Raw genomic sequence first — 12,430 nt, 5'->3', positions numbered from 1 at the left:
CCCACCGACGACGCCGCACTGCGCCAGGCCATGCACCGGGTGCGCACCGAGGTCGACAAGGCGGTGGTCGGCCAGGCCGGCACCGTCACCGGGCTGCTCGTGTCGCTGCTCGCCCGAGGCCATGTGCTCCTCGAGGGTGTGCCGGGCGTCGCGAAGACGCTGGTCGTCCGCTCCTTCGCACGAGCGCTCGGCCTCGACACCAAACGCGTCCAGTTCACTCCCGACCTGATGCCGGGCGATGTCACCGGCTCGCTCGTGTACGACGCGCGCACCGGCGAGTTCGACTTCCGCGCCGGCCCGGTGTTCACGAACATCCTGCTCGCGGACGAGATCAACCGCACGCCGCCGAAGACCCAGGCCGCGCTCCTGGAAGCCATGGAGGAGCGCCAGGTGTCGGCTGACGGTGTCAGTCGCCCCCTGCCCGACCCGTTCCTCGTCGCCGCGACGCAGAACCCGATCGAACACGAGGGCACCTACTCACTGCCCGAGGCGCAGCTGGACCGCTTCCTGATGAAGCTCGTCGTCGGCATGCCCGAACGCGACGCGGAGGTCTCGGTGCTGCGTCGGCACGCGGAGGGCTTCTCGCCGCGCGAGCTGACCGGTGTGGAGGCGGTGGTCACCGCCGACGAGATCCGCGCAGCCCAGCAGGCGGCCGCCGCCGTCGAGGTCACGGACGACGTGCTCGGCTACGTCGTCGACCTCGCTCGGGCGACCCGTCAGTCTCCGTCGGTCGAACTCGGTGCCAGCCCGCGCGCATCGACCGGTCTGCTCGCGGCGGCGAAGGCGTGGGCGTGGCTCAACGCCTCCTCCGCGGTGACCCCCGACCACGTGCAGACGATGCTGGTGCCCGTGTGGCGTCACCGCCTCCAGTTGCGACCCGACGCGCAGATGGAAGGCGTGTCCGCCGACGCGGTGCTCACCTCCGTGGTGCAGCAGACCCGGGTGCCGATCTAGGTGTTCGTCACCGGCCGCCTCGCCGTCGCCCTCGCCGTGGGCGTCTTCCCGCTCGTCATCGCTGGACTCGCGGGCTATCCGGCGTACGCGGTCCTCGGCGCCTGGATCGGCCTGTGCGCGCTGCTCGTCGCCGTCGACGTCGCGCTCGCGGCGAGCCCCCGATCGGTGACGGTGAGTCGCAGAGTGCCCGCGCGTGTGCGCATCGGGGAGCCGGTCCCGGTGAGCGTGGCCGTGCACAACCACGGCACCAAGCCACTGCACGCCCTGCTTCGCGACGCATGGCAGCCGACGGCGGGGGCGCCGTCGGACCGGCAGCACCTGGTCGTCCCGCCGGGTGAGCGCGGCCGTGTCGCCATTCCGCTCCTCCCCCGCCGTCGCGGGGAACTGGCCAGCGAGTTCGTGATGATCCGCTCCCGCGGACCACTCGGCATCGCGGGCCGGCAGGCACGGCATTCCGTCCGCGGAGCGATCCGCGTGCTCCCTGCCTTCTCCTCGCGCAAGCACCTTCCGTCCCGCCTCGCTCGGCTGCGCGAGCTGGATGGCAACACGAGCATCCAGGTGCGCGGTCAGGGTACCGAGTTCGATTCATTGCGTGAGTACGTGCGCGGGGACGACGTGCGCTCGATCGACTGGCGGGCGACCGCCCGCGCAGGAACGACGATGCTGCGCACCTGGCGACCGGAACGGGACCGTCATGTGGTGATCATCATCGACACCGGACGTACAGCGGCAGCTCGTGTCGGCGACGGTACGCGCGTTGATGCCGCGCTCGAGGCGGCACTGCTGCTGGCGGCGCTCGCCTCGCGTGCCGGTGATCACGTGCACCTGCTGATGTACGACAGGGTCGTCCGCGGTCGGGTCACCGGGGTCGACGGCGCCGCGTTGCTTCCGGCTCTGACCGACGCCATGGCTCCCGTGCACGCGCGGCTCGTCGACACGGACTGGCACGGCGCATTCGCCGCCGTGCGCTCGCTCACGACGCGGCCCTCGCTGATCGTGGCCCTGACGGCGCAGGACGCGGCCGAGTCGGCCCGTGGCTTCCTCGGTGCCTTCCCGAACGCCTCACGTGCGACCACGGTCCTCGTCGGATCCGTGACCGACGACGGCATCTCCGCTCTCGCGCGCCGTCGTGATTCCCGCGAGGACGTGTATCTCGCCGCGGCCGCCGAGCGAACTCTCCGCGACGCGGAGAACGTCGCCGACGCGATCCGCAGGGCCGGGGGCGAAGCGATCGCCGCCGATCCGGAAGACCTCCCACCGCGGATCGCCGACCGCTACCTCGAGCTGAAGGCCGCCGGTCGACTCTGACGCCCAACCGATCGCGTCAGCCGACGACCAGGCGCGGGGTGCCCGCTTCGTATTCGACGAGGTCGCCGGTCTCACCCGCGCGATGCGCCCTCCCGCCGATCACCAGCATGTAGATGAGGAACACGGCGAGCGCGGCCGCACCGATCCCGATCTTCACCGGCCAGGGCAGTGCCCAGCCCGTCACGAATCCCTCGACGAGCCCGGCGAGGAACAGCGCGAAGACCAGACCCATCGCGACGGTCGCCAGCGCCCTTCCCTGCTCGGCGAGCGCCTGCCCACGCGTACGGTGCCCCGGGGCGACCCAGGCCCAGAAGACGTGCAGCCCGGCGGCGGCCGCGACGAAGATGCAGGTCATCTCGAGCATCCCGTGCGGAAGGATGTACAGCACCATGAGGTCGGCCTTGTCGTGGACGGCCATGATCGCCCCGGTCGTGCCGAGACCCATCGCGTTCTGCACCAGCACGTACACCGGCCAGATCCCCGTGACGCCGAAGAGCACGCACTGCATGGCGATCCAGGCGTTGTTCGTCCAGACCATGCCCATGAACGCCGCTGCCGGGTTCTCCGTGTAGTAGCCCGTGAAACTCTCCTCCGCATACTGCGCGAGGGCCGCAGGCGGCCCCAGCGTGGCCACGATCGCGGGGTCGCTCGCGATCCATGCGGCGGTGCCGACGGCGACCGCGATGAACGAGATCGCGATGACCAGCGTCGTCCAACGCAAGCGGTACAGGGCCGCGGGCAGCTGCCACCGGAAGAAGCGGCTCGTCTGGGTGAGGATGCTGTCGGATGCGCCGGTGAGCCGCAGCCGGGCGCGGACCAGGATCGTCGACAGGTACGCGCCCTGCGGCGAGTCGCCGACGGACGTCTTCAGTTCGGCGAGATCGGCGGAGGCCGCCCGATACCGGACGATGAGCTCATCGACCCCGTCGCCGTCGAGACGGGCGCGACTGAGCTGGTCGAGCCGCTCCCATTCGGCGCGGCGTGCATCTGTCAGCGCATCGGCATCCACCTGATTTACTGTACTCATGTCCGTCCCGATCGACGTCTCCGACGAGGTCCTGTCCGGCGAGGCCGTCGCGCTCGACGTGCAGCCCGTCGGGTTCCTGCTGCGAGCGCTCGGCGCCGCGATCGACATGCTCCTCGGCTACGCCGTCTTCATCCTGTGGATCTTCCTGCGCATCTGGCTGCTGGACGCGGGCGTGCTCGATGAGACGACGGATCGCATCGCCGTGGTCTCGGCGTTCGTGGTGAGCTTCGTCGTGCTCCCGATCACGATGGAGGTCGCGTTGAAGGGACGCAGCCTCGGCAAGCTCGCGGTCGGTGGACGGATCGTGCGCATGGACGGCGGCGCCGCGGGTTTCCGTCACGCGTTCATCCGCGGGCTGCTCGGCGTCCTCGAGATCTACATGACCTTCGGCGGGATCGCCGTGCTCACGGGCGCGTTCACCGCGCGATCGCAGCGTCTGGGCGACCTCGTCGCCGGGACCTACAGCCAGCGCGAGCGCACACCCGCTCTGAGCTCGCACGTCCCCGTCCTTCCCTCACCGCTGGCCGGCTGGGCGCAGATCGCCGACGTCGCCCGGTTGCCCGACCGTCTCGCACGCCGGATCTCCCAGTTCCTGCAGAGTGCCCCGCGCATGATCCCGGCGGCGCGGGCACGCGTCGCCCAGGATCTGCTCACCGAGGCGAGCCCGTTCGTCTCCCCGCTGCCCTCGGCGCCGCCCGAGCAGGTTCTGATCGGCATCACCGTTCTGCGTCGCGAGCGCGAGCGGCGCGCGCTGGAGAACTCCGATCGTCGTGCCGAACGGCTCACCGGCCGTCGGGTCGGCGTCTAGCGGACGTCCGCAGGAACCCTCCCACCAGCACCGGGCGACCCGATCGAGCCCGCCGGTGCGTCAGAAACGGATCGCGTCGATCACCTTCACCCGCAGGGCGACGAGAGCGGGTATGAAGCCCGACACCGCGCCGACGATGACGGAGGCGAGAAGCCCGATGAGCGCCGCCCGCATCGGGAACGGCGGGATGTCCTGGATGCCGTAGAACAGCGATGTGATGACCCATTCCGACCGCAGCACCGCGACGACGATCGCGATCCCGATCACGCCGGCCACCGTCGTCGCCACCAGACTCTCCAGGAACACCGCGAAGAAGACCCGGCCCGAGCTCGCCCCGAACGCGCGTCGCACACCGATCTCGCGCACGCGCTGGCGCATCGCCACGAGCTGGATGTTGATGAGGCTCAGCGCTCCGAGGGCGAGGATCAGCGCGGCGATTCCTCCGGTGATCATCTCGAAGGTCGCCTGGGCGTCCATCGCGCCGGGCTGCGCCGCCCAGTCCGATCTGTTCACCGTGACCGTCTGTCCGGCAGGCAGGCCCGCCCGGAGGTCCATCGCGAGCACCGGGGCGATCTGGTCGACCTGCCCCGTGCCCATCCAGATCTCGTACTGGGTCCACGCCTCCGTGGGCAACGCGTCCACGCGGGCCCGGTATGCGTCGTAGAGCAGATCGACGCGAAGCTCCTCGTCGCCGAAGCCCTTGCGAGGTGTGACTCCGATCACCTGATACGTGCCACCGGCCGGACCGCTCAGGGTCACCGTCGGGTGCTGCGACAGCGGCACACGCCCCAGACGGTCCCAGAGGGGCTCGGTGATCACGACGGGGGGTGCCATCGCCTCGATGTCCGAGTCGAGGAACCAGCGCCCGTCCAGAAGTCGCTCGCGATGGATCTGCGAGAACGCAGGATCCATGATGCGCGCCGGAACCGGCGCTATGCCGTCGGGAAGCTGCAGGTCGACCGTCAGCCCCTGGGAGATGCGCGCGGTGTGGCTGAAGCCGAACCGCTCGGACACACGGCTGAAGCGGGCATCGAAGCCGTCGGCGTCGACGGGCGAGCCGTCATCGCTGTTGACGGAGACGACGACGGTCGCGGCGCGCCCGCCCCACCGGTCGGACTGCTCGGACTGGAACTGGCGCTGATACTCGGAGAACGCGACGACCGCGGTCAGAGCGCCCACCGACACCGCGATGCCGATCAGGCTGAGCAGCACACGCAGCTTGTGCACCCGGATCTCGGCCCAGGCGTCAGAGAGAGCACCGAGGAAGCCGGTCATGCGATCACCTCCGGCGGCGCCGAAGGCACCGACGCCACGAGGGTCGACGCTTCGAAGGCGCGGCTGAGGTCGGCGGCTTCCAGGCGGCCCGCATCGAGGCGGTAGTGCCGACGTGCCCGTGCCGCGACATGGAGGTCATGGGTGATCGTGACCAGTGCAGCGTCCGTCTCGGTGGCCACCTCGTCGAGGAGCGACATCACGGATGCGCCGGTGTCGATGTCGAGCGCGCCCGTCGGCTCGTCGGCGAGGATCAGGACGGGTCGGCGTACCAGCGCCCTGGCGATCGCGACGCGCTGCTGTTCGCCGCCGGAGAGCTTGTCCGCGATCTGCTCGACACGATGCCCGAGGCCGACCCGCTCCAGCATGTCGGCGGCGATCTGACGACGGTTCCAGAACATCTTCCCCTTGGCGTGGCCCAGCGGCATCATCACGTTGTCGATCGCCGTGCGCCCGGGAAGAAGATTGAACTGCTGGAAGACGAAGCCGACGTTGTCCCCGCGCAGGCGGTCGAGCCGACCGGAGCGCATCCTGCGCACCTCGCGTCCTTCGAATGCGACGGAGCCCGATGTCGGTGCGTCCAGCATGCCCAGGATGTTGAGCAGGGTGGATTTCCCGGATCCCGACCGACCCACGATCGAGACGTGGTCACCGGCTCCCACCTCGAGGGTGATCCCGCGGAGGATCTCCAGCCGGGAGTCGTCCGCCAGGAGCACGCTCTTGGAGACGTCGTCGAGCGCGACGAGACTCACCAGTTCATCCCGCTGTCGCACTGCTCCACTCCCGGGGAGACCTCGTAGCAGAACTCCTCGACGGGAGCCACGAAGCCGGGGACGAACTGACGGATGCTGTCCCCCTCGGCCAGCCCCTCCGTCACCTCGACCGTGACGCCGTCGTTGACGCCGAGCGTCACGGCGCGCTCCTCGGGGTCGGATCCGTCGCCCGCGTCCACCCAGACCTTGCCGGATCCCGCGCCGCCCTGGACGGCGGTGACCGGGATCACCAGAGCATCGTCGACCTGGCCGAGAGCGAGGTCCATCTTCGCGGGGAGTCCGGCGAAGACGGTCTGATCGACGGGGATGGCGCAGCGCACACTCGCCGTGCCCTCCGCGGTGACCTGCACCCCGACTCCGGTGCACGCGAACGGCGCGGGACCGCCGGTGATGGTGACCGTCGCCTCCGTGGGCGCGTTGACGAGGCGGTACAGCTGCACAGGGTCGACCGTCGCGAGCAGGTGGTACTTGGCCGGGGTGAGCTTGTACGCCTCTGTCCCGACCGTGGTGGCCTGGCCTTTGACCATGGCGAACTCCGACACGTCGCCCGCTTCCGGCGCGACGACGTCGATGTCCTTGCGCGGCTCTTCCTGGCGCACGGTGTAGAGCTTCTGGCCGGCGGCCACCGCTGCTCCTTCACCCACGTGCACGGCGAGGACGGTGCCGTTGAGCTCGCCGCGGACGACGTAGGCGTCGTCGCGGGCCACGTTCCCACTCAGGCTCAGCGCGTTGACCACCGAACCGCGTTCCACCACCACCACCGGATCCGTGATCCCCGCCTCAGGGCTGACGACGCTCTCCGCGCGGTCGGGGAAGAACGCGATCTTGACGAGTGCCGCGGCACACGCTCCGAAGACCACCACGAGAAGCAGGGGGAAGATCCAGCGGCGCCAGACGATCACGAGTGCCTTTCCAGCCGTGCCGCCCTGGCACGCCTGCGGTCAGCGTATCCAGACTTCGGATCCTCGCCGACGGCTGCGTCCGCGTGTCGACGCAACGCCGTCAGGCGCGGAGGGCCTCGTGACGGACCACCAGCCAGCCCGCGGGAACCGAGAGCCGGTCCGCATGCGGTGAGCACAGATCATGTGCCTGCGGGTCGTTCGCGGCGCCGAGCGGGCCGAGCGCCGCCATCTGATCGCCGTAGTCGTAGGTGAGGGTGGCTACGGCTTCGCGCGCGCAGCCGACCTTCGAGCACAGTCGTCCGTCCATCTCCGCCAGCGTACGGCGCGCCCCGGGTGAGCGCCGGATGCCGCGCCGAGTGATCCTGGCACCGCCTAGACTTTCGTCATGCCCCGCCGCCGCACCGCTCATGCCTCCGCTGCCCCGCGGCGCGGTGCACGGCACGGACGACACGGGCGTCTCGGCCGCAGCGAGGTCGTACGACCACCGCTGGCTCCGCTCGACGGCCGCCTCGACAGATTCGACCTCACCGTCGGAACGGCCGTGGAGTTCCTCCGCGGGACATGGCCAGAGTTGCAGAACGTCCGGTTCGAGATCGGCGCGATCCCGGGTTTCGACGCCGGCGAAGAGGTGCCGCGCTGGTACCTCGATCGCGACAATCGACGTATCGTCCTGTTCCGACTTCCCATCGAGCGGCTCCTGCCTCCGGGGCACGACGATGCCGCCCACAGACGCATGGCCATCGAGAGCGCGGTGTTCCGGGCCGCCGCGGAGTACGTCGGCCGTGAACCGTGGGATCTCGGTCACGAGCACTGACACTCCGGCGGCCGGGGCACCCGCGTTCCGTCAGGGATAGACCGTGATCGGCTTCTCTCCGCCGCTGCTCGCCTGCACCGGGAGCACTGCGAGCGCCCCGGGTGCCGTGAGGGTCACGGCCGCGTGCATGGGCGCCGTCGTCCGCATCCGGTACGTCGTCCGCCCCTCCACCGCGATCCCGCCGGTCTCCCCCGCGGGGATGACGACCTCCTGGGCCTGACCGCCGTCGACCGGCTCGAGTGTGACGGTCGCGTCCCGGTCCGAGGTGTTCGACACCTGCAGTCGTGCATCGGGACCGGAGGGCACGGCGAAGACCACCTCGGCGTCGATCTCCGGCGCGGGAGTGACCCACGCGAAGTCCGAATCGAGACCGAAGCCGTCCTGCTGCCTGACCCCGGCGAGGAGCGGCACGTCGGATTCGACCTCGACGGTGTACCGACCGGGCTCGAGGCCGGAGAGCGAGACCTGAGCGGGAAGATCCGCCTCGACGGGCACGGTGAACTCGTCTACAGGCACCGTGGCGCCCTCGGCCTGCACCTTCACCTGGACCCGAGCGTCGACGCCGGGGGCCAGCACCCGGAGAACGGCCATCTCCGCGTCATCGCCGTTGGCCGGGAACGCCTGCACTCCGGTGAAGACGAGTCTCTGCTGGGGTCCCGCGACCGAGTCCTGGAGATCGATGCCGGCAGGATCGAGGACGCGCACGAGCGAGGACTGGAGGGCCGCTCTCACCGGGGCTCCCACCGCGCTCACCTTGACCACCGGCAGATCGTTGCCGGTGGCGAACGAGGTCAGAGGGAGCGCCGTCTGCGAGCGCGGAGGGACGATGACCGTCCGGGTGCTGCGGGCGGCTCCGTACACGGCGAGGGTCACCGTCGACGGGACCTCGGTCGCGTTGGTGAGGGTGATGATGTCTTCGGTGCCGGTGTCGATGCTCCCGCCCACGAGCCACGACTCCAGCCTCGGCACGCCGCAGGGCAGGGCGGCGTACCCCGCGAGGTCGTCCGCGGCGATCGTGACGGACTCGGCACCGGCGATCAGCGGTGCCGAACGCCCATCGACCGGGCCGGTGAGCACCTGCGGTCCACCCGCATCGGGCAGATCGGGTACCTCAAGCGTCTCGGACGACGGTCTTCCGGCCGTGCCTCCGGACGTGAGGCTCGTCGGTGCCGCGGAGAGCATGTCCAGGGGGGCCGACGCGTCACGACCGAGAGCACGGAGATCGCCGTTGCAGACCAGCACGCTGTCGCCGGGCACGGGTGTGACCTCGACCTGCGCGGGGTCGTGCGCGACGGTCGGCCACGGCGCATGGATCGCCGTGGCGACACCGACGACGCAGGCGGCGATCACGGCCACGCCCGTGATGACACGGGCGCTGGTCGCGGCGACCCGGAAGGCGCGGTTCCCGTTGCTCATCGGTCCTCCTCCATCGGCTTCGCGTGTTCGTCGTGGGGGCTCGCCGAAGCGCCGTCCGCCGACCCACCGTCCGCTGTCGCCTCGCTCACCGTCGCGTCGCCCACCGTCGCGTCGCCCGCTGTCGCGTCGCCCACTGTCACCTCGTCCACCGGCCCAGCGGCGTCATCGATCACCGGATCAGCGATCGGCGCCAGTGCCTCGTCATTCAGGGCGGGCGCGTCCTGGGGGTCCTCGATCACCCCGACGGGCGCTTCATCGAGGGAATCCCTGTCCTCCGCGTGCCGAGGCAGCACGATCGGCTCCTCAGGCACGCGACCGACGATGCGCGACTGGGCGCGAGCCGCACGACGCGACGCACGGGTCGGGATGGACAGCAGGAGGGCCGCGAAGACTGCGAGCAGCTGCACGGTGATCACGAGGCGAGCAGTGCCCTGCTGGGCGGATGTCAGCGGTGGCTGTTCGGCGGCGTCGGCATCGAGACGCCAGAGCACGCCGCGATCGGTGGTGCCCGCGTGCACGAGGCCGGCACGCTGATCGATCGAGGCGACCGCCGCGGTACGAAGCGCCCGCGCCTTGTCCCCTTCACCAGGAACCTCAGCGACCAGGACGTAGCTGATCCCTTCGGCGGCCAATGCTCCGGGCGCATCGAAGTCGCGGGCCGAGAGGAGATCCACGGCCAGGGCGGAGATGTCGGCTCCCTGCGGCTCGACCGCGGTGGAGATCATCGTCGACTGCGACCCCAGCGTCTCGCTGGCTCCCCAGGCCACTTCTGCGGCCAGTCCTCCGTCGTTCTGCGGGGTGAGCACGAGGGTCGCGATCGGCCGATCCCCTGCGGCCTGTGCGGCCACATACGAGGGCAGCGTCGACTCAGGACCGTTCGTGAGCACCGAGCGCCCCATGTGCAGCGCGCTGAGCGCCGGGATCGCGCAGACCGCCAGTGTCACCGCCGCGGCGACGGCCGCGAAGATCCGCAGACGCGGAAGCGTGAGCGCGGTGTCGAGCGTCACGAGGGCAGCCCCTACGACACCGATCCACGCCAAGCTGAGTCCGGTACCCGGCCAGATCGCCACCGGCGTCCCCTGCGCGAAGCTCACCGTGACCCCGACCGCGAGGAACGCCGTGGCGAGCCCGGACAGGGCGACCACGAGCAGGGTGATCCCCGCGCGCCAGCGTGGAGCGACCGCCGCACCGAGCGCCAGCACGGCGAGAGGTGCGCACAGGAGTGGCGCCCACACGGCGATGGGTGCGGGCAGAAGCGCCATCCAGCCGCCCAGCTCCGATGTCGGGAAGCCACCGGCGATCGCGAGGCGTCCGGCGGCGTCAGCGGCGGCCTGGGGGCCCGCCCAGATGAGTCCGGGGTCGCCGAGGATCCCCAGAGGCGTGCCGTGAGCGAGCTGCCAGATCACCAGTGGTGCGAACAGGGCGATCGTCGGCACCGGCAGCCAGAGCAGTCGCCCCGCGCCACGGAACTGCGCCGTTCCCAGCACGATGCCCAGGGCGACGATCCAGAGCAGCGCAAGGGCAGGTGCCAGCGACGGTGCGCAGGCGAGCACGGCGGCGAGGAGCAGCGACGCGCTCCCGGCGGCGCCCCATGACCGATGGGCGACCACAGCGCTGTGGAAGAGCCAGGGAAGCAGGAGATGGACGAGCACCGCGGCCGGACGTCCGTCGACCAGGGCGGTGAGGAACGTGGGCGCGAGCGCCCACGCGATGCCGGCGAAGATCCGGAGCCCTCCGCGATCGGTCACTCGCGTGGCGGCGAACCACCCTCCCAGAACTGCGAGCGGGAGGGCGAGGATCCACAACAGCACCATGGCGAAGGAAGGACCGGCAGGCCAGAGCGTCCCGAGTACCGCGACCACGGAGGCGAAGGGGTCGGCAGGGCCGACGAGGCCGAGGGCGACGTCGCGGGTTCCCCACGCCGCATCGCTCCAGAGCGCGGCGATGGTCTGACGGAGCGGCAGCAGTCCCCCGCCCCCGAGCGTCGGCCAGGCGAGCAGGCTCGTGAAGGACGCGATGCTGACGACCAGGGCCGCGAGTACAGCCCAGGCCCCACCACCGGAGAAGAAACGCAGTTCGCTGACCGCACCTCCCTCGCTTCCGTGCCCGTCATCCAGACGCCGTCGCAGCTCGGAGGACGTCACGCGCAACGGAGCGATGCCGGCCCAGGCGGAAGTGCGGAAGGCGCGGATGCCGGCGCGGGAACGTGCGACCGCACCGAATCGGAACATGGCCGTGAGGGCAGCCCCCCATTCGGGGAAAACAGCCTCGGGCCGCTTGCCGACGAGGTCGGTGATGGAGCGCCACAGCGCGAGAGGAAGCAGGCTGAGCCAGTGCAGCGGCACGGCCGCGGCCGGCGCGTACGCCAGCCGTCGGTGCAGCTGGGCCAGGCGGGTCACGTAGGCGCGGCGCGATCGACCCGGCGGAAGCGCAGCAGGACCGCCCGATGATGCTGAGACCCGCGCACTCGGCGCGAGGACGACACGGCCACCGCCGAGGCGTGCACGGACCCCGAGGTCAAGTCCCTCATCGGCCCCCGCGAGGGCCGGATCGGGTCGCAGGGCATCGCGCACCTCGCCACGGATGAGCATCCCCCGCACATCGGCGCCGAGAGCATCGTCGGAACGGTCGTGCTGACCCTGATCGAGCTCTCCCGCCGCGAGTTCGACGGAGCGGCCCCACGCGGTCATGCTGACGCCGAGCGAGACGATCTCGCGCTCGTTGTCCGTGGCGACGAGCTTGGGGGCGACGATGGCGGCGGACGGCGAGCGCTCCAGCGTGCCGCTCAGACGCTCCAGCGCCCGAGGGTGCGGCGTCGTGTCCTGTGCCAGCAGCCAGACCGCAGACCCCTCGGGCACTCGAGGTCGGGCGAGCTCCACCGCCTCGGCGAAGGACGTCGACGCACGCGCCTCGATGATCCCTTCGACGGTGCCCGCCACGACCTCGCTCTCGCGCACGGACGACGCATCGCCGCATACGACGAGGGTCACCGCCGCCGCGGGGGTGGTCTGCGCGCGAAGGGCGTCGAGAGTGCGGAGGAGTTGCGCTCGGGAAGAGGATCCAGTGCGCGCGACGATGATGGCGTGAACTCGGGCTGGCATGACGTCGTCAGCCTATGCGCGCGAGGGGCGACGTCGACGCACCGGATACGGCGCG

The 12,430-nt window shown here is 70.7% G+C and carries 11 protein-coding genes; 4 read left to right on the top strand and 7 right to left on the bottom strand.

Annotated elements, in window-relative coordinates:
- Positions 1–30 precede the first annotated feature (30 nt).
- Positions 31–954: an AAA family ATPase gene (locus L687_RS31740; RefSeq protein WP_208323723.1), complete on the top strand. Its 924-nt coding sequence runs from the start codon at positions 31–33 to the stop codon at positions 952–954.
- Positions 955–2,262: a DUF58 domain-containing protein gene (locus L687_RS31735; RefSeq protein WP_021199839.1), complete on the top strand. Its 1,308-nt coding sequence runs from the start codon at positions 955–957 to the stop codon at positions 2,260–2,262.
- Between the two features lie 16 nt (positions 2,263–2,278).
- On the opposite strand, the gene L687_RS31730 is transcribed toward L687_RS31735, so the two are convergent.
- On the bottom strand, positions 2,279–3,271 hold the full coding sequence (locus tag L687_RS31730; protein ID WP_021199838.1) for a stage II sporulation protein M: 993 nt from the start codon (positions 3,269–3,271) through the stop codon (positions 2,279–2,281).
- Positions 3,272–3,287: 16 nt separating this feature from the next.
- On the opposite strand from L687_RS31730, the gene L687_RS31725 reads away from it, so the two are divergent.
- The gene (locus L687_RS31725) at positions 3,288–4,097 is read left to right on the top strand and encodes an RDD family protein (protein WP_021199837.1); all 810 of its coding nucleotides are present in this window, start codon (positions 3,288–3,290) and stop codon (positions 4,095–4,097) included.
- A gap of 60 nt (positions 4,098–4,157) precedes the next feature.
- Here L687_RS31725 and L687_RS31720 read toward each other — a convergent pair whose 3' ends face one another.
- From L687_RS31720 to L687_RS31705, 4 genes are all read right to left on the bottom strand, one after another.
- Complete coding sequence (locus L687_RS31720; protein ID WP_021199836.1) at positions 4,158–5,372, bottom strand: ABC transporter permease; 1,215 nt, start codon at positions 5,370–5,372, stop codon at positions 4,158–4,160.
- The gene (locus L687_RS31715; protein ID WP_021199835.1) at positions 5,369–6,121 is read right to left on the bottom strand and encodes an ABC transporter ATP-binding protein; all 753 of its coding nucleotides are present in this window, start codon (positions 6,119–6,121) and stop codon (positions 5,369–5,371) included. Before L687_RS31715 ends, L687_RS31720 begins: the two co-directional genes overlap by 4 nt.
- Entirely contained in the window at positions 6,118–7,044 is a 927-nt protein-coding gene (locus L687_RS31710; RefSeq protein ID WP_021199834.1) for a hypothetical protein, read from the bottom strand. The genes L687_RS31715 and L687_RS31710 overlap by 4 nt, the downstream gene beginning before the upstream one ends.
- Before the next feature lie 100 nt (positions 7,045–7,144).
- Positions 7,145–7,351 (bottom strand): DUF3499 family protein, encoded by a 207-nt coding sequence (locus L687_RS31705; RefSeq protein ID WP_021199833.1) that lies wholly within the window; start codon positions 7,349–7,351, stop codon positions 7,145–7,147.
- A gap of 78 nt (positions 7,352–7,429) precedes the next feature.
- On the opposite strand from L687_RS31705, the gene L687_RS31700 reads away from it, so the two are divergent.
- Positions 7,430–7,858, top strand: coding sequence for a hypothetical protein (locus tag L687_RS31700; protein ID WP_021199832.1), 429 nt, complete (start codon positions 7,430–7,432; stop codon positions 7,856–7,858).
- 30 nt (positions 7,859–7,888) lie between these two features.
- Here the strand turns inward: L687_RS31700 and L687_RS31695 are convergent, their stop codons facing one another.
- Entirely contained in the window at positions 7,889–9,274 is a 1,386-nt protein-coding gene (locus tag L687_RS31695; RefSeq protein WP_021199831.1) for a DUF5719 family protein, read from the bottom strand.
- Positions 9,271–12,375, bottom strand: a complete 3,105-nt coding sequence (locus L687_RS31690) for a glycosyltransferase (RefSeq protein ID WP_021199830.1) — start codon at positions 12,373–12,375, stop codon at positions 9,271–9,273. The genes L687_RS31695 and L687_RS31690 overlap by 4 nt, the downstream gene beginning before the upstream one ends.
- Positions 12,376–12,430: the final 55 nt, after the last annotated feature.

Origin of the sequence: Microbacterium maritypicum MF109 (genome assembly GCF_000455825.1) — a bacterium.
Taxonomy (GTDB): Bacteria; Actinomycetota; Actinomycetes; order Actinomycetales; family Microbacteriaceae; genus Microbacterium; species Microbacterium maritypicum_A.
The sequence above is the reverse complement of the archived record's forward strand: the minus strand, read 5'-3'. Positions and strand labels throughout refer to the sequence as shown.